Annotated in this window: 15 protein-coding genes, 1 pseudogene and 1 riboswitch; of the genes and pseudogenes, 7 read left to right on the top strand and 9 right to left on the bottom strand. The window is 66.1% G+C overall.

The window, feature by feature from the left end; translation table 11 throughout:
- The first annotated feature begins 26 nt into the window (after positions 1 to 26).
- Positions 27 to 1,307 carry a nucleoside permease gene (locus BMY90_RS11750; protein WP_092704138.1) on the top strand — a complete coding sequence of 427 codons (1,281 nt, stop codon included), beginning with the start codon at positions 27 to 29 and terminating at the stop codon, positions 1,305 to 1,307.
- A gap of 14 nt (positions 1,308 to 1,321) precedes the next feature.
- Here the strand turns inward: BMY90_RS11750 and BMY90_RS11745 are convergent, their stop codons facing one another.
- Complete coding sequence (locus BMY90_RS11745) at positions 1,322 to 3,097, bottom strand: GGDEF domain-containing protein (protein ID WP_175481559.1); 1,776 nt, start codon at positions 3,095 to 3,097, stop codon at positions 1,322 to 1,324.
- A gap of 107 nt (positions 3,098 to 3,204) precedes the next feature.
- On the opposite strand from BMY90_RS11745, the gene dusB reads away from it, so the two are divergent.
- A complete protein-coding gene (gene dusB / locus BMY90_RS11740) occupies positions 3,205 to 4,191 on the top strand; it encodes a tRNA dihydrouridine synthase DusB (protein ID WP_092704134.1) in 987 nt (328 codons plus the stop codon).
- Between the two features lie 16 nt (positions 4,192 to 4,207).
- Here dusB and BMY90_RS11735 read toward each other — a convergent pair whose 3' ends face one another.
- The 3 genes and pseudogenes from BMY90_RS11735 to olsF all read right to left on the bottom strand — a co-directional run bounded on the left by BMY90_RS11735 (position 4,208) and on the right by olsF (position 7,515).
- The gene (locus BMY90_RS11735; RefSeq protein ID WP_092704132.1) at positions 4,208 to 4,921 is read right to left on the bottom strand and encodes an SGNH/GDSL hydrolase family protein; all 714 of its coding nucleotides are present in this window, start codon (positions 4,919 to 4,921) and stop codon (positions 4,208 to 4,210) included.
- A 68-nt stretch (positions 4,922 to 4,989) separates the two neighbouring features.
- Positions 4,990 to 5,812, bottom strand: a pseudogene (locus BMY90_RS11730) (UDP-2,3-diacylglucosamine diphosphatase).
- The gene (gene olsF, locus BMY90_RS11725; RefSeq protein ID WP_092704131.1) at positions 5,809 to 7,515 is read right to left on the bottom strand and encodes a bifunctional ornithine lipid synthase OlsF; all 1,707 of its coding nucleotides are present in this window, start codon (positions 7,513 to 7,515) and stop codon (positions 5,809 to 5,811) included. The pseudogene BMY90_RS11730 and the gene olsF overlap by 4 nt, the downstream one beginning before the upstream one ends.
- 167 nt (positions 7,516 to 7,682) lie before the next feature.
- Positions 7,683 to 7,908, top strand: a riboswitch (cobalamin riboswitch).
- 177 nt (positions 7,909 to 8,085) lie between these two features.
- Between olsF and metE the strand changes: the two genes are divergently transcribed.
- Positions 8,086 to 10,362: a 5-methyltetrahydropteroyltriglutamate--homocysteine S-methyltransferase gene (gene metE, locus BMY90_RS11720; protein ID WP_092704129.1), complete on the top strand. Its 2,277-nt coding sequence runs from the start codon at positions 8,086 to 8,088 to the stop codon at positions 10,360 to 10,362.
- A 179-nt stretch (positions 10,363 to 10,541) separates the two neighbouring features.
- Positions 10,542 to 11,741 (top strand): methionine adenosyltransferase, encoded by a 1,200-nt coding sequence (metK, locus tag BMY90_RS11715; protein ID WP_008212563.1) that lies wholly within the window; start codon positions 10,542 to 10,544, stop codon positions 11,739 to 11,741.
- 83 nt (positions 11,742 to 11,824) lie between these two features.
- Here the strand turns inward: metK and BMY90_RS11710 are convergent, their stop codons facing one another.
- Positions 11,825 to 12,976: a D-alanyl-D-alanine carboxypeptidase family protein gene (locus BMY90_RS11710; RefSeq protein ID WP_245735028.1), complete on the bottom strand. Its 1,152-nt coding sequence runs from the start codon at positions 12,974 to 12,976 to the stop codon at positions 11,825 to 11,827.
- A 195-nt stretch (positions 12,977 to 13,171) separates the two neighbouring features.
- On the opposite strand from BMY90_RS11710, the gene BMY90_RS11705 reads away from it, so the two are divergent.
- Entirely contained in the window at positions 13,172 to 15,040 is a 1,869-nt protein-coding gene (locus BMY90_RS11705) for an ATP-binding cassette domain-containing protein (RefSeq protein ID WP_092704127.1), read from the top strand.
- Between the two features lie 148 nt (positions 15,041 to 15,188).
- On the opposite strand, the gene BMY90_RS11700 is transcribed toward BMY90_RS11705, so the two are convergent.
- Entirely contained in the window at positions 15,189 to 17,126 is a 1,938-nt protein-coding gene (locus tag BMY90_RS11700; protein ID WP_245735027.1) for a M20/M25/M40 family metallo-hydrolase, read from the bottom strand.
- A gap of 308 nt (positions 17,127 to 17,434) precedes the next feature.
- Between BMY90_RS11700 and BMY90_RS11695 the strand changes: the two genes are divergently transcribed.
- Positions 17,435 to 18,064: a glutathione S-transferase family protein gene (locus BMY90_RS11695; protein ID WP_092704272.1), complete on the top strand. Its 630-nt coding sequence runs from the start codon at positions 17,435 to 17,437 to the stop codon at positions 18,062 to 18,064.
- Between the two features lie 10 nt (positions 18,065 to 18,074).
- The gene (locus BMY90_RS11690) at positions 18,075 to 18,362 is read left to right on the top strand and encodes a GIY-YIG nuclease family protein (RefSeq protein ID WP_092704123.1); all 288 of its coding nucleotides are present in this window, start codon (positions 18,075 to 18,077) and stop codon (positions 18,360 to 18,362) included.
- Here the strand turns inward: BMY90_RS11690 and BMY90_RS11685 are convergent.
- The 3 genes from BMY90_RS11685 to BMY90_RS11675 all read right to left on the bottom strand — a co-directional run bounded on the left by BMY90_RS11685 (position 18,342) and on the right by BMY90_RS11675 (position 22,050).
- Positions 18,342 to 19,691, bottom strand: coding sequence for a sensor histidine kinase (locus BMY90_RS11685; protein WP_092704121.1), 1,350 nt, complete (start codon positions 19,689 to 19,691; stop codon positions 18,342 to 18,344). The two genes, BMY90_RS11690 and BMY90_RS11685, sit on opposite strands and share 21 nt — an antisense overlap.
- Positions 19,675 to 21,066 (bottom strand): sigma-54-dependent transcriptional regulator, encoded by a 1,392-nt coding sequence (locus tag BMY90_RS11680; protein WP_092704119.1) that lies wholly within the window; start codon positions 21,064 to 21,066, stop codon positions 19,675 to 19,677. The genes BMY90_RS11685 and BMY90_RS11680 overlap by 17 nt, the downstream gene beginning before the upstream one ends.
- 249 nt (positions 21,067 to 21,315) lie before the next feature.
- Positions 21,316 to 22,050: a hypothetical protein gene (locus tag BMY90_RS11675; protein ID WP_092704117.1), complete on the bottom strand. Its 735-nt coding sequence runs from the start codon at positions 22,048 to 22,050 to the stop codon at positions 21,316 to 21,318.
- Positions 22,051 to 22,072: the final 22 nt, after the last annotated feature.

Here is a 22,072-nt window from a genome sequence, read left to right as displayed (position 1 = left end):
CGGCCTTACAGGGGAATCCGCATCTCATGAGCCTTAAGCTCCGCCTGATCGTCCTGAATTTCTTCCAGTACTACATCTGGGGCGCGTGGCTCTTGACCATCGGCACGTGGTGGTTCCAGACCCAGCATTGGTCGGGCACCAGCTTCGGCGCGATCTTCTCCACCATGGGCATCGCCTCGCTGTTCATGCCTTCGCTGGTCGGCATCGTGGCCGACAAGTGGATCAACGCCGAGCGTCTTTACGGCTTGCTGCAGATCGCCGGCGCGGTGGTGCTGTTTGCGATACCGCATGTGACCGACCCGGAGCAGATGTTCTGGGTGATGTTGCTGAACATGTGCTTCTACATGCCGACCATTTCGCTGGCGATCACGGTGGCCTACAACGCGCTCAAGCAGAACGGCGAGGACGTGGTCAGCACCTATCCTCCAATCCGTGTGTGGGGCACGGTCGGATTCATCGCCGCCACCTGGACGACCAGCCTGCTCGGCTTCAAGGCCTCGCCCGCGCAATTCCACGTGGCTGCGGCCGCCTCGCTGCTGCTTGGCCTGTATGCCTTCACCTTGCCCAAGTGCCCGCCCAAGCTGAATGCCGCCTCGGGCCACAGCCTGGTCGACCGGCTGGGCCTGACCTCGTTCGTGCTGTTCAAGAACCGCAACATGGCCGTGTTCTTCATCTTCGCCATGTTGCTTGGCGCGGCACTGCAGCTCACCAACGCCTACGGCGACGCCTTCCTCAGCGATTTCGTCAAGGTGCCGGCCTACGCCAACCTGCTGGCAGTGAAGTACTCGACCATCATCATCTCGATCTCGCAGTTCTCCGAAACCGCATTCATCCTCACCATCCCGTTCTTCCTGAAGCGCTTCGGCATCAAGGCGGTGATGACGATGAGCATGCTGGCGTGGGTGCTGCGCTTCGGCCTGTTCGGCTTCGGCAACCCGGCCGGAGGCCTGTGGATGATCGTGCTGTCGTGCATCATCTACGGCATGGCGTTCGACTTCTTCAACATCTCCGGCTCGCTGTTCGTGGAAAGCCAGGCCGACCCGAAGATCCGCGCCAGCGCGCAGGGCCTGTTCATGCTGATGACCAACGGCGTGGGCGCGGTGCTGGGCAGCCTGATCGCCGGCTTCGTGATCGATCACTTCTTCACCAACCACAGCTGCAACGACATGCTGGCCATCTGCAAGGACTGGCGCGGCATCTGGCTGTCATTCGCCGGTTATGCGCTGGTGATGGCGCTGCTGTTCGTGCCGATGTTCAGGCACCGGCACGATCCGGCCGCGGCGCGCAAGGTCGTGCCGACGCACTGACTTCGGCGCACTGATCAGGTGGCCAGCGCGCTGGCCACCACGCGGTTGCGACCGTGCGACTTGGCCTCGTACATGGCCATGTCGGCGGCGCGCATCCAGCTCGACAGATCATGGCAACGGGCGCCGTCGAACACGGCCACGCCGATGCTGATGGTCACCGTCGACACCTTGGCTTCCGGCGGCAGTGCCAATGTGGCCACTTCCGCACGCAAGGTCTCGGCCAGGCGCATGCCGGCCATGGCGCCGCAACCCGGGCACAGCACCGCGAATTCCTCACCGCCGATGCGGGCAACGTGGCCGACATCGCCCGCCGCCCGGCGCAGGCCGTCGGTGATGATCCGCAGCACTTCGTCGCCCTGCGGGTGGCCGGCGCCATCGTTGATGCGCTTGAAGTGGTCGACGTCGATCAGCATCAGCACGTGGGCCGACGTCGACGCCGGAAATCCGCGCGATTCGGCCAGCAGGTCCATCGCGCGCTGCTGGAAAGCACGTCGGTTTTCGACACCGGTGAGCGGATCACGCAGCGCCTGCGCACGCAATTCGACGGCGTGCCGGTGCTGCGAACGCAGCAGCAGGTAAAGCAGCAAGGCCATCAACGACAAGGCCACCACCACCCCGCGCCCGAACATGATGCGCAGCGATTGGCGCTGCTGCTCCTCGCCTCGACGCGCCGCCTCCGCCTGGGCCGCCTTCAGTTGCAGGTCCTTCACCTGGTTCTGCCGCTGCAGCGCGAGAATCTGCAACTCCTTCTCGCGCGTGGCATAGCGCGCTGCCAGCCGGGCTTCCTCCGAGCGCAACACGGCGGCATTGCGCTGGTTGAGTGCGGTGATCACCTCGCGCGCGTCGGCCAGTGCCGGACGCAACTTCCCCTGCTGCTGCTCTATTTCGCTGCGCGTGCGCACGAAGTCCGGCAACAGGCCTTGCAGATGGGCATCGCGCGCATCAGCCACCACGGCGTCCATCAGTGCCAGCGCCTTGCCAGGCTGGCCCAGCGCGGCGTAATCCAGCGCAATGTCGGCGCGCGAGCTGAGCGCATCGCTGACCCGGCCGGCCGCCTGCTCCTGTGCCAGCGAGGCATGCGACAACGCCAATGCCTCGCGTACCCGCCCGGTTTTCCGGTACGCCTGCGAAAGGTTGTCGCCCACCAGCACCACCATCTGCCCTGCGCCGATGCTGGCGAATTGCCTGCGCGCTTCCAGGTAGGCAGGAATCGCCTCGTCGTAACGGTGCAAGTGGGTGTAGACGATGCCGAGGTCGTTTCCGGCATTGCCCATGCCCCATGCATCGGCTTGCGTGCGATAGGTGGCGATGGCCCGGCGACAGAGCGGGATCGCCTTGGTGAACTCCTCGCTCATCGCGTAGGCGTCGCACAAGGTGTAGTGCAGCCGCCCCAGCATCACCGGATCGGTGGTGCCCTGCACCAGCGCGGCGGCCTGCAATTCCTCGCTGATGCCGTCGCCCTGGCTGGCGGCGATCAACTGGCGCGAGCGCAGGAAGCCGGCATCCGCGGCGGCGGCCGGGTCATGCGTGCGACCGGCCAGCTCGTCCAGTCTCGTGGTGGCCTCGTGCAACGCCGCGACGTCATTGACGTTCACCGCGGCGGTACCGAGCAGCCACAGCTTTTCGCGCAGGACGGCGCCGGCCAGGCCCTGGCCGCTCTGGTCGAGCTGCGACTGCAGCTCGGTGATCAGGCCATGCGGATCGGTTTCGGTGCGGTAGCGCTGCGCGTCGCGCACGGACATGCCGCCGCCATGCACCAGCGCGACTGCCAGCATCCATCCTGCGATCATGCTCCCCTGCATCGAAACGCCCATCCCATGGCTTCCCCCGTCCGGATATTGTGGCCCGCACCACGCTAGGTGCAAGTGCTGGACCACGGGCCGGCTACAATGGCCGCATGCAGATCGGCCCCTATCTGATCGACCCGCCCGTGGTGCTGGCCCCGATGGCCGGCGTCACCGACAAGCCGTTTCGCCTGCTGTGCAAGCGGCTGGGCGCGGGCCTGGCCGTGTCGGAAATGACCACGGCCGATCCCAAGCTGTGGCATACGCGCAAGTCGCTGCACCGAATGGACCACTCGGGCGAACCGGAACCGGTGAGCGTGCAGATCGCCGGCGCCGATCCGGTGGTGCTGGCCGAAGCCGCGCGCTTCAACGTGGCCAACGGCGCGCAGATCATCGACATCAACATGGGATGCCCGGCCAAGAAGGTATGCAACGTGTGGTCCGGCTCGGCCCTGCTGCAGGACGAACCGCTGGTGGCGCGAATCTGCAAGGCGGTGGTCGATGCCGTCGAGGTGCCGGTGACGCTGAAGATCCGCACCGGCTGGAACCGCGACAACAGGAATGCGCTGCGCATCGCCCGCATCGCCGAGGACTGCGGCATCGCCGCGCTGGCCGTGCATGGCCGCACCCGCGCCGACAAGTACGAAGGCGAAGCCGAGTACGACACCATCGCCGCAGTGAAGGCCGCCATCGGCATCCCGGTATTCGCCAACGGTGACGTGACCACGCCGGAGCGCGCCCGCCACGTGCTCGCCGCCACCGGCGCCGATGCACTGATGATCGGTCGCGGCGCGCAGGGCCGGCCCTGGATCTTCCGCGAGATCGCCCACTTCCTGGCCACCGGCGAAAAGCTGCCCGAACCCGCGCCGGACGAAGTGGCGACGATCCTGCTCGGCCATCTGGAACACCTCTACGCGTTCTACGGCGAACACGCCGGTGTGCGCATCGCGCGCAAGCACCTGGGTTGGTATGCCAAGGACCGCCCCGAGAACACCGCCTTCCGCGAAGTGGCCAATCGCGCCGAATCAGCGCAGGAGCAGCTTCGCCTCACCCGCGATTACTTCGCTGCGCTGGCGGCCGGCGTGGCGATGGCGGCCTGAGCGGCGCAAGCCGCTCTCAGTGTTCCGTGGCGTGAAATCCGTAGTCGGCCAGCACCGGCTTGAGTGCCGCGATCCAGATCGCGTAGCCGGCCGGCTTCATGTGCAAGCCATCATCGCGCAACAGCTCCGGTCGCGGTTGGCCGTGCGCATCCAGCATCTTCGATGCGGTGTCGACATAGCGCACGTTCTTCTGCGTGGCGGCCCAGCGCCGGATGCCCTGGTTGGCCTCGCGCATGGCCGGCCACATCGTCCATCGCGCCACGCTGGGCTTGATCGAGATGAAAGCCACCGGCACGCCCGGCAGGTCACGGCGCACGCGTGCCACGAAGGCCTTGAATTCGCCGATCACCTGCTGCGGTGAATCGCCGCCGGCGATGTCGTTGTCGCCCGCGTACATCACGATCAGGCGCGGGTGATAAGGCGTCACGATGCGATCGGCGTAATAGGTGGCATCGGCGATGGCCGAGCCGCCGAAGCCACGGTCGATCACCGGCACGCCGGGAAAGTCATGAGCCAGCGTGGGCGCCCAGAAGCGGATCGACGAACTGCCGATGAACAGCACGCCGTGCTGGGGCGGCGGGTCGACGCGATCATGCGCGACGAAGGCGGCGATGTCGGTCGTCCAGTGCGCAGGCGGCGGCACCTGCGCCACCGCCCAGGCTGACATGGCGAGCAATGCAAAAGCGGCAACCAGCCGCGGGACGATGCCGCGAGTGCGCAGAAGATTCATCGAAGATCACCGTGCAGCCGGATACACGGCCTGATTATGCACCGCCGCGCAAATTGCCCGCGCCGTGATCAGGCCGCCAGTTCCTCGCAGGTAGCCGAGGTCAGGCGCAGGCGCGGGAGAACTTCGGCCAGCAGCTCGCCGTGATGGCTGAGCAGGCGCAGCACGCCATCCGCGTCTTCGGTCAATGCGGTCAGGCTCTCCACCCAGTCGCCATCGTTGGCATATACCAGTTCGTCGCGCTGCATCAGCCCGGCGCGATGAATGTGCCCGCAAACGATGCCGTCGAGCTGGCGCCGCGCGGCATCCTCCAGCCCGGCCTGCACAAAGCGCGCGATACCGTTCGGCGGCACCGCTCTGTCGCTTCACGAATGACAACAGCGACCAGTGCCGCTGGCCGAGCCGTCGCCGTGCCAGGTTCAGCAAGCGGTCGCAACTGAGGATGCGGTAATAGATCCAGTCGCCCAGGCGTTCCTGCAAGCCGCCGAACTGGGTGACGTTGTCGTAGTCGTCGCCGTGGGTCACCAGCAGGCGCCGTCCGTCGGCGGTCTCATGGATCGCGCGCCGCCGCACGCGCATGCCCGGCACCATCAGTCCACAGAGGCGACGCACCGGCCGGTCGTGATTGCCGGGCACGTAGATCAGCACCGTGCCGCGCTGATGCAAGGCATGCAGGGCTTCGATCACGCGCGCATGGGCGCCGTTCCAGCGTGTACGTCGCCGGGCAATCCACCAGAGATCGACAATGTCGCCCACCAGATAGAGCCGTTCGCAGCGCAAGCCGTCGAGAAAATCCGCCAGCTCGGCCGCATGGCAGTGTTTGGTGCCCAGATGCACATCGAAGATGAAGACAGCCCGCAAGCGCCGCTCGCCTGGGGTTGTCACGCGCTTCATGCCGCCGCGCCTTGCCGATTTTCGAGATAACGCTGGCGTTTGCGTGGTCGCAGCCGCTCCAGATCCACCTCGATCAGGCCATCGATGGAACCGCTGAAATCCGGATCCACGCCGAAGGCGAGGAAGCGCGCACCGCCGGGTTCGCACAGCTCGGTGTATTGCTTGTACAGCGTCGGCACCGAGGTACCAAGCCGGTCCAGCGCGACCTTCAGCGCACCGAAGGCCGTAGCGCTGTCGAGTCCGTCAAACGCCGGTGCTGCATGCTTGAAGGCGAACGGACGACGCGCGCTGGCCAGCGCCTCCCCGCTGCCGTAGAAGCATCGGTAATAGGCCACCACCTGTTCGCTGGCGCGACGTGGCAACGCGGCGCTGATCGACACCGCACCATAGAGATAGCGCACGCCCGGATAGCGACGCAGGTAGGCACCGATGCCCTGCCACAGATAATCGAGGCTGCGGCTACCCCAGTAGTCCGGCACCACGAAGCTGCGCCCCAGTTCCAGGCCAGCGGCAAGCCGCGGCACCGCCGCGTCCGCATAACGGAACAGCGAGGCCGTGTACAAGCCGGCCAGACCGGCGCTTGCCATCGCTGCGGCACCGCGCATCACGCGATAGGCGCCGGCGATGCGCGCGGCGCTCGCGTCCCAGACCAGGATGTGGTCGTAATACGCGTCGTAGGCATCGAGATCGCAGCTGCGCCCGGTGCCTTCGCCGACTTCGCGGAAGGTCAACTCGCGCAGCCGGCCGATTTCCTGCAGCAACGGCGAACCGCCGGCATCACGCGCCATGCGAATCTGCTTGCCGTCACTGGTGCTGCCGAGCAGTTCGGTGGCCGCCACGGCCGCCGCCAGCACGCGGGCATCGATGGGCGCCGCCAGTGGCGCGGGGCCGGCCACGGTGACAGCCTCGCCGCGACCGGTCGCATACAGCGCCTGGCGAATGCTGCCGATTGCCGCCCGTTCGTCCATGTCCGCCGCGATCGACAGCGGCATGCCGACGTGCAGGCGCACCGGCTGACGCCGCCGCGCGAATATTTCCCGTGGCAGCAGGGCGGTCGATGCCGGACGACAGAGTGCCGAGACGCCGTAGAACAAGGCGGAGTTGCGCGCCTCGATGCGCACCGGCAACACCGGCACCCCGGCGCTTCGCGCAAATCGCAGGAAGCCGGGTTGCCAGCGCGTGTCGCGCACGCCACGCGGCCCCAGTCGCGACACTTCGCCGGCGGGAAACACCACCACGCATTGTCCGTCGCGCAGCGCGCGCCGCACCCGGCGCAGATCGGCCACGCCGGCGCCGCCGCCGAACACGCGCACCGGCAGCAGCAGTTCCGACAGGGGGTCGATCAGGGTCAGCACGTCGTTGGCGACGATCCGCACGTCCTGGCGGACCTGGCCCAGCATGTCCAGCAAGGCCATCGCGTCGAGGCCGCCGCAGGGATGGTTGGCGACCACCAGCAATCCTCCGCGTGACGGAATGCGCGCCAGGCTCGCCGCGGTGACGGCGTGGTCCGTGACCAGTCGCCGCACCGCGGCATGGACAAAGTCGAAGCCGCGCAGATGGCCATGCTCGGCCATGAAGGCGTCGACATGGTCGAATCGCGACCAGCGCGCCACGGTACGCAACAGTGGCGCGGCAAGGTGGCCGCGACGTCCGCGAAACCAGTCTGGATAACGTTGCTGCAGACGCTGTTCGATGGCTTGCATGTCGGTACCCGTCGGCTTGGCCCGTCGCAAGATTGCGCGATTTCCCGGACGCTGGCGTTGCGCCCATGCGTCAGCGGCGTGACAGCGCCTCATGCTCCAGGCCAGCGATCAAGGGAGGGCTTGCAGCGCAGCCATCACGGCGTTTGACAGATGGACGTCCATACGTCTAATCTTCGTCACGCCAAGGTTTTCATCCCTTTATCCGAATAGAGAGATGAAATGAAAAGGGAAGCCGGTGCGAATCCGGCGCTGCCCCGCAGCGGTATGTGGAAACGACCCCCGCCATCGCACTGGGCCAGGAAATCTGGTTCGGGAAGCGGCGGGCATTAGGCGGCTCAGGTGTCCTGAGCCATATCCACGAGCCCGAAGACCTGCCTTGGCCGAAGCGCGCCCCGCAAGGCCGCGCCTCGTCCGGCCTGGGTTTCGTGGCGGGAAGGCGGTCGCCTGGCGACGCAGTCCTGCCATGTGGCCCGGTTCGCCCGCGGGGGCGAAGGTCGACGCTTGCGCCCGCCTCACGGCACGCAATCGCCCTTCGTTCCTCTTTGCACCATTACGCAAGAGGAATTCCACATGACACGCACCACCTGCCTCGGCTTTCCGCGCATGGGTCGCCGACGCGAACTCAAGCGCGCCCTCGAAACCTACTGGCGCGATGGCAACGCCACCGCCCTGCTCGACACCGCCCGCGACCTGCGCGCACGCCACTGGAATCTGGCCCGCGACGCCGGCGCCGACAGCGTGCCGGTGAACGACTTCTCGCTGTACGACCACGTGCTCGACACCGCCGTGCTGTTCGATGCCGTGCCCGAACGCTACCGCGCCCTCCTCGCCGCCGATCCGCTGGCCGGCTACTTCGCCATGGCGCGCGGCGGCGATGGTTTGCACGCGCTGGAAATGACCAAGTGGTTCGACACCAACTACCACTACCTCGTGCCCGAACTGCACGCCGGCCAGCGCTTCCGCCTCGCCGGCGACAAGCCGCTGGCCGAATGCCGCGAGGCGCAGGCGCTGGGCCTGGACGCGCGGCCGGTGCTGCTCGGACCGGTATCGTTCCTGAAACTGGCCAAGACCACCGACGGCAGCGATCCGCTGGCCCTGCTCGATGCATTGCTGCCCGCCTACATCGCGCTGCTGGAAAAACTGCACGAAGCCGGCGTGGCCTGGGTGCAACTGGACGAGCCCTGCCTCACGCTGGACCTGGACGCGCCCACGCGCCACGCCTACGCCACCGCCTACGCGGCGCTGGCACTCGGTGCGTCGCCGAAGCGCCTGCTTGCCACCTACTTCGGCGCGCTGGACGACAACCTCGCGCTGGCCACCGAATTGCCAGTGGACGGTCTGCACATCGATCTGGCCCGCGCACCGGAGCAGCTCGACGCGGTGCTCGCCGCACTGCCTGCCGAGCGCGTGCTCAGCGTCGGTGTCGTCGATGGCCGCAACATCTGGCGCAGCTCGCCGCGCAAGGTGCTGCCGTTGCTGCACAAGGCGCTGGACAAGCTTGGTCGCGATCGCCTGTGGCTGGCGCCATCGTGCTCGCTACTGCATGTGCCGCTGGATGCCGGACAGGAAACCGGCCTGCCCGACGAGCTGCGCGGCTGGCTCGCCTTCGGCGTGCAGAAGCTGGAGGAACAACAGCTCTACGCCCGCGCGCTGGACGGTCAGGACGAGGCCGCGCAAGCGCTGCAGGCACAGGCCGCTCGCCTCGCCGACCGCGCCAGCACCGCCGGCGTGCAGCGCAACGACGTCCGCGCCCGCCTGCATGGCCTCAGCGCGCAGGCGGCGCAACGCCGTTCCGCCTACCTGCACCGGCGTGCCGTGCAGGCCGAAGTGCGCCCGCTGCCGCTGCTGCCCACCACCACCATCGGCTCGTTTCCGCAAACCGAAACGCTGCGTCGCGCCCGCGCCGATCATCGCGCCGGCCGCCTCGACGACAAGGCCTACGAACAGGTGCTGGCCGACGAGATCCGCCAAGTGTTGCAGCAGCAGGAAGCGGCTGGCCTCGACGTGCTGGTACACGGCGAGCCCGAGCGCAACGACATGGTGGAGTACTTCGGCGAGCAGCTCGACGGCTTCGCCTTCACCCGCCACGGCTGGGTGCAGAGCTACGGCTCGCGCTGCGTGAAACCGCCGATCATCTGGGGCGACGTGGCGCGTCCCGCACCGATGACCGTCCGCTGGTCGAGCTACGCGCAGTCGCTGACCGAGAAGCCGGTCAAGGGCATGCTTACCGGTCCGGTGACGGTGCTGCAATGGTCGTTCGTGCGCGACGACCTGCCGCGCGAAACCGTCTGCCGCCAGCTGGCCCTGGCCCTGCGCGACGAGGTGCACGATCTGGAAGCTGCCGGCATCGGCATCATCCAGATCGACGAACCGGCCCTGCGCGAAGGCCTGCCGCTGCGCCATGCCGAGCAGGCGCATTACCTGGACTGGGCCGTCACCTGCTTCCGCATCACCGCCGGCGGCGTGGCCGACGCCACCCAGATCCACACCCACATGTGCTACAGCGAATTCAACGCGATCATCGATGCGGTAGCCGCGCTGGATGCCGACGTCATCTCGATCGAAAGCAGCCGCTCGCGTATGGAACTGCTCGACGCCTTCGAGCGCTACCGCTACCCCGGCGGCATCGGGCCCGGCGTGTACGACATCCACTCGCCGCGCGTGCCCGGCCGCGAGGAAATGGCCGACTTGCTGCGGCTGGCGCTACGCGTGCTCGATCCGGCGCAATTGTGGGTGAATCCCGATTGCGGACTGAAAACCCGCGGCTGGGCCGAGGTGACCCCGGCGCTCAATGCGATGGTCGCTGCCGCGCGCGAGGTTCGCAGCGAACTGGAGGTCGCCGCCTGAATCACCCTCTCCACTGATGCACCTTGGGGCGGCCAGGGATGGCTGCCCTCGGAGACTCGCGGGAGTAACATGAACGAAATCAACCCGGCCGATGCTTCCCGATGAAATTCCCGGCCACAGGCTGTATCATGTCCAACCCCTTTCCATCTCTTTATCCGTAAAGAAGGATAAATGCCGCGATGAGCAACTTCCTCTTCACCTCCGAATCGGTCTCCGAAGGCCATCCGGACAAGGTCGCCGACCAGATTTCCGACGCCGTCCTCGACGCGATCATCGCGCAGGACCCGCGCGCCCGCGTGGCCTGCGAAACCATGGTGAAGACCGGCGTCGCGATCGTCGCCGGCGAGATCACCACCAGCGCCTGGATCGACCTGGAAAGCCTGACCCGCAAGGTCATCCTGGACATCGGCTACAACTCCAGCGAAGTCGGCTTCGACGGCGCCACCTGCGGCGTGCTCAACCTGATCGGCAAGCAGTCGCCCGACATCAACCAGGGCGTGGATCGCAAGAAGCCCGAGGAACAGGGTGCCGGCGACCAGGGCCTGATGTTCGGCTACGCCACCAACGAAACCAGCGAGTACATGCCCGCGGCGATCCACTACGCGCATCGCCTGGTGGAGCAGCAGACCAAGATCCGCAAGAAGAAGAACTCGCCGCTGCCGTGGCTGCGCCCGGACACCAAGAGCCAGGTCACCTTGCGCTACGAGGATGACAAGGCGGTCGCCATCGACGCCGTGGTGCTATCCACCCAGCACGATCCCAGCGTGAAGCAGAAGGACCTGATCGAGGCTGTGCGCGAGTACATCCTGAAGCCGGTGCTGCCGGCCAAGCTGCTGCACAAGGGCACCAAGTTCCACATCAATCCGACCGGCAAGTTCGTGATCGGTGGACCGGTGGGCGACTGCGGCCTGACCGGCCGCAAGATCATCGTCGACACCTACGGCGGCTGGGCCCGTCACGGTGGTGGCGCGTTCTCCGGCAAGGACCCGTCGAAGGTGGACCGTTCGGCCGCCTACGCCGCACGCTACGTGGCCAAGAACATCGTGGCCGCCGGCATTGCCGACCGCTGCGAGGTGCAGGTGAGCTACGCCATCGGCGTGGCCGAGCCGACCTCGATCTCGGTCACCACCTTCGGCACCGGCAAGATTCCGGACGAGAAGATCGAAAAGCTGATCCGCAAGCACTTCGACCTGCGCCCGTACGGCATCATCAAGATGCTCGACCTGATCCACCCGATCTACCAGCAAACCGCCAGCAACGGCCATTTCGGCCGCAAGCCGGTGGAGATCAAGGGCGCCAACGGCGAAAGCTACACGGCGTTCTCGTGGGAGAAGACCGACAAGGCCGAGGCGCTGCGCGCCGATGCCAAGCTGAAGTAAGCAGCTCGCCGCTGCTGCACGAAAAAGCCCGCGGCTTGCCGCGGGCTTTTTCTTTGTATCGAAGGCAGAACCGGCGCGGCGGCTCAGCCGTCCGTATCGCGACGCGAGGCCACTTCAACCGGCCGGTGCGAGCGATGCCGCGAGGCAAGGCGAACGGAATGCTTCTTCGCATGCCGCGCAGCGATGCGGCGACACTCGGCAACCGAATGGTGCCTCTTGCACGCGCGACTGACGGCCGCCACCTGCACATGATGCGCATGTGCGCGACGCCGGCGATGCATCGGCATTCCCGGCACCGGATGCGCCTCGGCCGCCGGAATCGGCGACAGTTCTTCCAGGATGTGCAATGCACGGCTGGTGCCGCGTTCGCCTGCCGCCGCAGCGACCAGCTCGGGCGAGGTCGAGCGCCCCTCGAAGCCGTCATCCAGCAGCTTGGCCATCAGGTCGTCACGGATCGCCGCCGTGCGGCTGCCCAGCACCACGCCGAACAGGCGATGGCCATTGCGCACCGCCGTGGACGCCAGGTTGAAACCCGAGGCGTCGGTGAAACCGGTCTTCAGGCCGTCCATGCCCGGGTAGCGGTACATCAGGCGGTTGTGGCCGCGCACGATGTGCCCGCGGAAAGTGAACTCGCGCGTGGCGAAGAAATGCGCGTACTGCGGAAAGTCGCGATACAGCGCCATCGACAACCGGACCAGATCGTGCGCGGTGGACACGTTACGCGGGTCCGGCAGGCCCGAAGCGTTGTCGAAGTGGGTGCCGTCCATGCCCAGCAAGGCCGCCTGCGCATTCATCATTTCGGCGAAATGCGGCTCGCTGCCACCGATGGCTTCGGCCACTACCGTGGCTGCATCGTTCGCCGACTTGGTGACGATACCCAGGATGCAGTCGCGCAAGCTGATGGTCTCGCCACGACGCAGGCCCAGCTTGGTGGGCGCACGACTGGCCGCCCACGCGGACACCGGCAGTTGCTGGTCGAGCTTCAGGCGCCCGCTCTTCAAGCCCTGGAAGGCGAAGTAGAGAGTCATCATCTTGGTCAGCGAGGCGGGATAGTTGCGCTGGTCGGCGTTGACCTGTTCCAGCACCTTGCCTGTCGATGCGTCGACCACGATCGCCGCATAGCCGGCATGCGCCTGGCCGGCGAACGCGCCCAGGCCCAGCATGCACAACAGCGACAGCAACGCACCGCGCATGCCGCCGGTGGCCCGCAGCCACACTCTGGATCCGATGCTCACCCGACGCCCTCGCAGCCGAACCGCGGCAACCTCCGCGTGAGCGCAAGATAGCGCGCGGCGGCGACGATAGCCAGAGATCGGACATCAATTAGTTTCGTTAAGTTGATGTTCTTTCAAGTATTACTCAAGCCGCCACCTCAACTTCCGCCGATCGTGGCACGCAGTTATCCCGTGCAGACCCGCTAGAATGGGCGGATGTCCCTGATCCAACTTCAACACGTCGATTTCAGCATCGGCGGCCCCCTCCTGCTCGAAAACGTCGATCTCTCGATCGAGGCGAACGAGCGCGTATGCATCGTCGGTCGCAACGGCGAAGGCAAGTCCACCCTGATGAAGCTGATCGCCGGCGAGCTGCATGCCGACGACGGCGAGATCCGGGTCCAGAACGGTGTGGTGATCGCCCGCATGGCGCAGGAGGTGCCGCAGGATACGTCCGGTACCGTATTCGACGTGGTCTCCGAAGGCCTCGGCGATCTTGGCCGTCTGCTGGCGCGCTATCACCACCTGATCACCGAAGGCGACTTCGATGCGCTCGGCGACGTGCAACAGCAGATCGAGGCGCAGCACGGCTGGGATCTGGACCGCCGGGTCGGCGAGGTCATCACCAAGCTGGAATTGCCGGCCGAAACCGATTTCGCCGCACTGTCCGGCGGCATGAAGCGCCGCGTGCTGCTGGCCCAGGCGCTGGTGCGCAAACCGGACGTGCTGCTGCTGGACGAACCGACCAACCACCTCGACATCGAGGCGATCGGCTGGCTGGAAAACTTCCTCAAGCAGTTCGGCGGATCGATCCTCTTCGTCACCCATGACCGCAGCTTCCTGCAGGCGCTCGCCACGCGCATCGTGGAGATCGATCGCGGCCAGCTCACCGACTGGCCCGGCGACTACGCCAATTACCTGCGCCGCCGCGAAGAACGCCTGCACGCCGAATCCCAGGCCAACGCGTTGTTCGACAAGAAGCTGGCGCAGGAAGAAGTGTGGATCCGCCAGGGCATCAAGGCCCGCCGCACCCGCAACGAAGGTCGCGTGCGCGCACTGAAAGCGCTGCGCGTGGAGCGCGCCGAGCGACGCAACCTGGGCGGCAACGTCAAGATGAATGCGGCCAATGCCCAGGCCTCGGGCAAGAAGGTGATCGATCTCGAACATATCACCCAGGCCTACGACGGCCGCGTGCTCATCGATGACCTGTCCACCACCATCATGCGCGGCGACCGCATCGGCATCGTCGGCCCCAACGGCGCCGGCAAGAGCACCCTGCTCAAGATCATGCTGGGCGAACTCAAACCGCAACGTGGCGAAGTCACCCTGGGCACCAGCCTGGAGATCGCCTACTTCGACCAGCACCGCGCCCAGCTCGACGATCGCTTGAACGCGCTGGACAACGTGGCCGAAGGCCGCGAGTTCATCGAGCTCAACGGCCAGCGCAAACACATCATCGGCTACCTGCAGGATTTCCTGTTCTCGCCCGAGCGTGCACGCGCGCCGATCACCCGCCTGTCCGGCGGCGAGCGCAACCGCCTGCTGCTGGCCAAGCTGTTCGCACAGCCGTCGAACCTGCTGATCATGGACGAACCGACCAACGACCTCGACATCGAGACGCTGGAACTGCTGGAAGAACTACTCACCGACTACCAGGGCACCCTGCTGCTGGTCTCGCACGATCGCGCCTTCCTCGACAACGTGGTGTCCAGCACCCTGGTGCTGGAAGGCGAAGGTCGCGTCGGCGAATACGTCGGCGGTTACACCGACTGGCTGCGCCAGCGTCCCGCCGCCGCGGCCGCCGTCGCGGCGGCCACCGCGAAACCGGGCCTCGCGCGCGAACAGCCTGCCGTGGTCGCGGCACCGAAGCGCAAGCTCAGCTTCAAGGATCAGCGCGAACTGGAACAGTTGCCGAAGCGGATCGAAGAACTGGAAAACGCGATCGCCGCGCACGGCGAGGCGATGAATGATCCCGCCTTCTTCAAGCAGGACAGCGCCACCATCACCCGCGCCAACGAGGCGGTCGCGGCATTGCAGGCGGAGCTGGATGCCGCCTATGCGCGCTGGAGCGAACTGGACGGCTGAACCTCGCGGATGGCCTGACCACTCTGGTTTCCATGTGGTGACTTAACGCACAAAGGCCCGATCATCCTGATCGGGCCTTTGTCGTTTCTTGCCGGGGAAACAAGGAAGCGCTCAGCACTTCATCGCTTGCCCGTTGTCTGGCTTGGCGTTAGCCGCCGTTCCAACTGGCCTTCAGCGAGACGCCGCTGTACGCCTGATAGCCTTTCAGCATGACGTAATACGTCCCCGCCCGGACTTGCCCGAACGTGCAGCTCTCGTTGTTGCCATTGCGATACGGGCGACAGTCGTAACTGCTGCTGGTGGGCGTGGCACCGAAGCGTACATAAAGGTCCACGTCGCCGCTGCCGCCATTGCTGGCGATGGCCAGGTTGCTCGCGCCGGGCGGCACGATCACCTTGTACACGGCGGCACTGCCACTGGCGCCACTCAACCCGGTTTTGGCCACGCCATTGGCCAGTTCGTCGTCGGCCGGCGGCGGCGGTTCGCTGCCGGTGGTCCAACTGGCCTTCAGCGTGACGCCGCTGTACGCCTGATACGCGCGCAACTGCACGTAGTACGTGCCGGCCTGCGGATTGGCGACCGTGCAACTTTCGCTGTTGCCCGAGCGATACGGTCTGCAGTCATAGTTGCTGCTGGTGGGCGCAGCGCCGTAGCGCGTGTACAGATCCACGTCGCCACTGCCGCCACTGGTCGAAATCACCAGGTTGCGTGCGCCGGCCGGCACCTCGACCTTGTACAGCACGGTGCTGCCGCTGCCACCGGACAGGCCGGTTTTCGGCACGCCATTGGCAAGCACATCATCGCCGGAGGGCGGGGGCGGCGTGTCGTCACCGCTGCCGTTGCCACCGAGTTCCACCGCAAAGGCCAATGCCAGCCGCGTGAACTTCAGCGCGTGCTGCGCCTGGTTGCCGGAGTTGGCATAGGTGTCCTTGCTGGAATGGATGTACGGGTTGTCATCGCCCAGACGCGACTCGAACGGCATCGAGGTGGCGTAGCCCTGGTTGTGCCAGGAGGCGTGGTCGGAACAGCCGTAGCCGCACTTGTCGTGCATCACGCTGAGTTGCGGCAGATAGGTGTTGGCCAGCGACTCGACGAACTGGTTCTGCTGCGCGTCGGTGTAGTCGTCCTCCAGATAGATGTCGCCGGCCGAGCCCTTGTAGTTGGTCATGTCCAGCTGCAGCATGCCGACCACGTCGATGTTGCGATTGGCGTAGTCACTGGCGATGTAGTTGGAGCCGTACAGGCCGAACTCTTCGCCCGCATAGGCCATCAGCTGGATCGTCCGCGCCGGCTTGTAGCCATTGGCCAGCAGCACGCGCAGGGTCTCGGTAAGACCGGCCACGCCGGACGCATCGTCATCGGCACCGGGGGCGCGCGAGGTTTCATGCGGCTGTCCACCGGCATCGTTCCAGTTGACCGTGTCCAGGTGTGCACCCAGCACCACGATCTGGTCGGGCTTTTGCGTGCCGGTGATGGTCAGCACCACCGAGGCCTGCCTGTCGCTGCCACGGAAGACCTGCTTCACCGAGATGTCGGATCGGCCGGCCGCCATGCTCTGCCATTTGTCCTTCAGCCAGCTCGATGCCTGCGCACCGGTGCTGCCGTTGTAGTAGCGGTTGTTGAAGTCGGCCAGCGACTGGATCGTGTCGGTGATGTTGGCCGCCGTCTGTTGCGCGATCCACGGCTTCACCAGCGTCTGCTGCGTGATCGTGTAGTCGGGGCGGGTCAGGCCGGCCAGTGGCTGGCGCGGTTGCAAGGCGGCGCGGGCCGCGTCGAGCGAGTCGTAGGTGATGTATCCCGCGCAATGGTGCAGTTGGCGATGCACCTGTGCCGAGAGGCCGCCCAGCACGCGTTCATCCACCGGCACGATGTGGATCCTGTCCACATTGACCAGGCCTTTGTTGGTGGTGCCGTTGGCCACGTAACGGCTTTCCAGGCTGCGCGCGGCCGGGTCCACCTGCTGCAGCACGTTGTAGGTGTTCTGGTCGACCGTCAACCAGACGGTCTTCGGCGTGGCTGCGCTGGCGATGCCCCCACACAACGCCAACGGCAACAATCCCCATGCAATCCCATGTCTGAGTTTCATATTCCATCCCTAAAGAAATGACAGACGCCATGCGCCCCCTGCGCATGGCAGATACCGCGCCTCCTCCCCCGCGACCGCGGCCGGTAAACCTAAACATGCACGCCGAGGAATACATCGCCCCTGCGCAGGCGAATGCTCGCGAAGGCGAACTGCATCGCAATTTCTTGCACATCAATTCGCAAAACCGTGCGCTGGCGCAGCAGCACGAAACGAGGGCAGGAACGGCTCGCCGCAGGCCTCGCTCGGGCCGGTTCGTCACGTCGATCCGCAGGCGTATCATCGAAGGGTTATCCCTGTGGACGATCGCCATGTACACGCTCTACTACGCTCCCGGCTCGGCCAATCTGGTCGTGCATCTGGCCCTGCTCGAAATCGGCGCGCCGCATACCCTGGAGCGAATCGATTTCGCTACCGACCAGCAACACAGCGCGGCCTATCTGGCGATCAACCCGCATGGCGTGGTGCCCACCCTGGTGATCGACGGCGTGCCCCATGGCGAGGCACCGGCGCTGGCCATGCTGGTGGTCGAGCGGCACCCCGAAGCCGCACTGGCGCCCGCTCCGGGCAGTGCGCAACGCGCCGATTACCTGCAGTGGATGTTCTATCTGGCCAACAACCTGCAACCGCTGTTCCGCCAGATGTTCTTCCCCAACGACCACCTGCCCGAAGCGGCCGACTCGCTCAAGCAGGCATCGCGCATCGGCATCGAGAAATGCTGGTCGTACATCGACGCCCACCTCGCGGCGCACAGCCCGTACGTGCTGGGCGAGACGTTCAGCGTGGTCGACTTGTACGTGCTGATGCTGATGCGCTGGTCGCGCAACATGCCGAAACCGGCGACGGAATGGCCGCACCTGGCTGCGTTCGCCACCCAACTCAAGGCGCGCCCATCGTGGAAGCAGGTCTGCGTTGCCGAGGGCCTGACCGAGTGGGCTTGAGACTCGTTGCGTGAGCGCCGCCCCAAACCCCGATGCATGGGCCGTCTACCTCCTCGAATGCATCGATGGTCGCGTCTACACCGGCATCGCCCGCGATCCCGAACAACGCTACGCCAAACACCTGGCCGGCAAGGGCGCACGCTTCACCCGCTCCAACCCGCCACGGCAGTTGCTGGGCTGGGTGTGGGTCGCCAGCCACGGCGATGCACTGCGCCTGGAAATCGTCTGGAAGCGACTCCCTCGCGAGGAGCGCATTGCCGCACTCCACGCCCACGCCCTACACCGGCGGCAGGGGTAACCACAGACTGGCGACGGCGCCGGGGGCATCGTCGCGTGCAAGCAGGCTGACGCCGCCTTCGTGCGCCTCGGCAATCTGTTGCGCCAGCGCCAGGCCGATGCCGGAGCCGCCGGGCTTGGTGGTGAAGAACGGCACGAACAGGTTCTCGCTGGACGGTGGACCGGGACCATCGTCCTCGACTGCCACAATCGCGCGTCCGGCTTCGCGATGCCAACGCACGCGTACCTCACCGCCGGTGGTCAAGGCCGCTTCCACCGCGTTGTGCAGCAGGTTGATCAGCGCCTGTTCGAGCTGGTCCGCATCGGCCTGCACGGCCAGCGATTCGCCGGGTTCAACCCGCACCGGCAGGCGCTGCTCCAGCTTCGCCAGCTTGCCGACCAGTGCCGCCAGATCCAGTGGGCGTGGTTGCGGGGGCGGCAGTCGCGCCAGTCGGCTGTAACTGGACAGGAAGCGTCCCAGCGCCTCGGCGCGATGACCGATCAATTCCAGGCCGCCCTGAAAATCCTCGCGCCAATCGTCGGGCAGCGGCTCGCGTGCCACCAGCGTGGCCAGCGTGCCGGCCATCGACTGGATCGGCGCCAGCGAGTTGTTCACCTCGTGGCCGAGCACGCGCAACAGACGCTGCCAGGCCTGGCGCTCCTCCTCGCGCAGTACACGGCCGACGTCGTTGATCACCAGCAGTCGGCCGCCACGACCGCCACTGCGCAACGCCGCCTGGCGCACTTCGAAACGACCGTTGCGCCCCGGGAACGTTCGCGCGAGCAATTGCGTGTCCGGTCCATCAAGCAATGATTCCAGGCCCAACTCGGCGGCAGTCCGACCGAATACGCGATCACGCGACGCATCCAGCAACTGCTGCGCTGCTGGGTTGGCCAGGCGCAGGCGTCGCTCGCTGTCGAACACGAATACCGCGCTGTCCAGCGCGGCCAGCGTCTTGCCCAGCAGATACGAGGATTCCTCGAACTCCAGTCGCTCGTGCTGCAGTCGTTCCGCCAGGGCATTGATGTCGTAGATCACGTCGCCTAGCACGCTATTCGAGGCGCCGCGCAAGCTGTAGTCGCCCTGGCGCAACGCTTCCAGCAGGCTGGACAAGGTGTACAGCGGATAGCTGACGCGACGGTGATGCCAGCGTGCCAGCCACAGCGTGACCACCGCAGCGACAATCAGCAGTGCCCAGCGCAATGTGACGTTCCACGGCCCGGACAGCAGCAACGCGCCCACCAGCAACCACGCTGGCGCGGCGACCAACAGGCCGCCCAGCAACACGCGCCGTTCGAAGCGCGGCATGCGTCCGGCGCGTTGCGCGTGGGATTCAGTCGGTGGCGTCATCGTTGTCGGCGTCGCGCAGGTCATGCTTTTCCAGCCGACGATACAGCGACTGGCGAGTGATGCCCAACGCGTCGGCGGCGTGCTGCAGGTTGCCATCGTGGCGCTCCAGCGCGTGCTTCACCAGCCACGCTTCGGCCTGCTCCAGCGTCATGCCGTCGATATCCTGCGCCGGTTCCGGCGGCGCACCGAAAGACAGCGCGCCGGCGCTGACCTGATCGTGTTCGGCCAGCAGCGCGGCGCGCTCCATCAGATGTTGCAGCTCGCGCACATTGCCGGGCCAGCGCCATGCCATCAGCGCGCGCTCGGCCGATGCGGCCAACTGCAAACCGTCGCGGCCATAGCGCGCCGCACTGCGCGCAAGGAACGCGCGCGCCAGCGGCAGGATGTCCTCGACGCGTTCGCGCAGCGGCGGCAGGCGCACTTCCAGCGTATTCAGGCGATACATCAGGTCGCGGCGAAAACGCCCTTCCGCCACCTCGGCCGCCAGATCGGCATTGGTCGCCGAAACCAGTCGCACATCCACCCGTTGCGTGCGCGAGGAACCCAACCGCTCGAACTCGCCGTCCTCCAGCACGCGCAGCAGTTTCGGCTGCTGCGCGGCGGGCACGTTGCCGATCTCGTCAAGAAACAGCGTGCCGCCATCGGCCAGTTCGAAGCGGCCGATGCGCTCGCCCTTGGCGTCGGTGTAGGCACCGCGCACATGACCGAACATTTCCGACTCGAACACACTTTCGGCAATGCCGCCCATGTTGACCTTGACCAGCGAACGCGCGGCACGTGGCGACAGCGCGTGGATGCGCTCGGCGATCACGCCCTTGCCGGTGCCGTTCTCGCCCAACACCAACACGTTGGCATCACTGGAGGCAATGCGATCCACCATCGCCAGCACGCGCCGCATCACCGGGGATTCGGCGATGAAGGCGTCGCCCGAGCCGCCGCGCAGCAGCGCGTTCTCCGCTTCCAGCCGGCGTTGCTTGCGCACGCCCTCGCCCAACGCGATCTGCGCGCGCAGCACGCTGAGCAGGCGCGCGTTGTTCCACGGCTTCTCGATAAAGTCGGCGGCGCCGCGCCGCATCGCCTCCACCGTCAGTGGCACATTGCCCCACGCCGTCATCGCCACCACCGGCAGCTCGGGCGCAAGCTGGCGCAGGCGTTCGAGCAAGTCGAGCCCCTCTTCGCCGGACGTGGTGTCGCGGCTGTAATTGCAATCGATCAGCGCGCAGGCGAACTCCCGCTTGCGCACCGCCTCCAGCGCCGCCGCCGGATCGGCCACGCCCACGCTGGCGATGCCCTCGGACTTCAGCAGCAGGCGCAACGCCTCGCGCACATCGGCCTGATCATCAGCCAGCAGAACGGTGGGTTTCGAATCGGACATCACGTACACAACTCCGTGGGATCAAGCCCGCAACCGCACACAGCGTACCGGGCCGGCGACGCAAAAGCAGTGCCCGAGGAGCCCGGACGGGTGAAACGCAAGGGACGCGCTACCGCCACCCGGAAGGCTCGCGCTCCACCCACAATGCAGGGGAGTGGCGCGGTCTTTCAACGCCGCGCCAAGCCTGCCGCAAGATGGCCGCTGCCATGCCTGTCCGGTTTCGATGACCCAGGCCCCTCCCTAGCCCTCCTAGCCCTTTGCCGCCTTCTCCACACCGTCCGCTGCCAACGTGCGCTGCACCTTGCCCTGCGCGTCGAGGAACTGGATCGAGGCCTTGCCGTCTGGCGTAACCAACAACATCAAGCGAGGCTTGCCATGGGCATCGTTGAGCATCACCACCGAGCTGTCACTCATGGTCTTGCCGGCATAGTAACGTGGAGCGCCGTAGTAGCTCTTGCTCTCGCGCTCGGCCAGCAGTGCGTCACGCGCCTTGGCGGGCATCGCGTCGAGCTTCGGCTTTTCCTGGATGTCCTGCACCATCGGCCGACTTGGCACATCATTCACCTGCATGCCGGCGTAAGTGCGGCCGTCCTGGTCCAGGCCGATCAACTGCAACTGCTGGTCCTGCTCGTAACGGTCGAAGCTGAGACTGAGGCCGCTGGACACGTTGCCATCCGCCCCCTTCTTGCCGGCGAAGATCAAGCCACCCTGTTCGGTGCCTTCGTTGTTGTAGAACAGCATGCCGGCACGGGACCGCGGATGCGGGTACTCCTTGCCATGCAGGATCAAGCCGGGAAAGCGGGTCTGGTCGGAGATCACCATGCGCAGCGTGCCGTCCGGCTCGCGTACGTTGATGCGCTGCACTTCGATGCTGTCGAACTTCGCGTTCATCGGCGAACGCGCACCGGTGAGGATCAATACCGCGAAGGCAGCGGTAAGCACGGTGGCGTAAACGCCCAGATAGGTTTTCGGCAACTTTGGCACAGCGAACTCCTTGCGGTGGGAA

This window comes from Rhodanobacter glycinis (genome assembly GCF_900114325.1).
Classification (GTDB): domain Bacteria; phylum Pseudomonadota; class Gammaproteobacteria; order Xanthomonadales; family Rhodanobacteraceae; genus Rhodanobacter_A; species Rhodanobacter_A glycinis.
The sequence above is the reverse complement of the archived record's forward strand: the minus strand, read 5'-3'. Positions and strand labels throughout refer to the sequence as shown.

Bases quoted from the DNA above. Each gene is read 5' to 3' on its own strand.
- BMY90_RS11680 (WP_092704119.1), bottom strand. From the start codon at position 21,066: ATGTCCGATTCGAAACCCACCGTTCTGCTGGCTGATGATCAGGCCGAT.
- metE (WP_092704129.1), top strand. From the start codon at position 8,086: ATGACACGCACCACCTGCCTCGGCTTTCCGCGCATGGGTCGCCGACGC.
- BMY90_RS11695 (WP_092704272.1), top strand. From the start codon at position 17,435: ATGTACACGCTCTACTACGCTCCCGGCTCGGCCAATCTGGTCGTGCAT.
- BMY90_RS11750 (WP_092704138.1), top strand. From the start codon at position 27: ATGAGCCTTAAGCTCCGCCTGATCGTCCTGAATTTCTTCCAGTACTAC.
- BMY90_RS11745 (WP_175481559.1), bottom strand. From the start codon at position 3,097: ATGATCGCAGGATGGATGCTGGCAGTCGCGCTGGTGCATGGCGGCGGC.
- metK (WP_008212563.1), top strand. From the start codon at position 10,542: ATGAGCAACTTCCTCTTCACCTCCGAATCGGTCTCCGAAGGCCATCCG.
- BMY90_RS11705 (WP_092704127.1), top strand. From the start codon at position 13,172: ATGTCCCTGATCCAACTTCAACACGTCGATTTCAGCATCGGCGGCCCC.
- BMY90_RS11700 (WP_245735027.1), bottom strand. From the start codon at position 17,126: ATGAAACTCAGACATGGGATTGCATGGGGATTGTTGCCGTTGGCGTTG.
- dusB (WP_092704134.1), top strand. From the start codon at position 3,205: ATGCAGATCGGCCCCTATCTGATCGACCCGCCCGTGGTGCTGGCCCCG.
- BMY90_RS11735 (WP_092704132.1), bottom strand. From the start codon at position 4,921: ATGAATCTTCTGCGCACTCGCGGCATCGTCCCGCGGCTGGTTGCCGCT.
- BMY90_RS11685 (WP_092704121.1), bottom strand. From the start codon at position 19,691: ATGACGCCACCGACTGAATCCCACGCGCAACGCGCCGGACGCATGCCG.
- olsF (WP_092704131.1), bottom strand. From the start codon at position 7,515: ATGCAAGCCATCGAACAGCGTCTGCAGCAACGTTATCCAGACTGGTTT.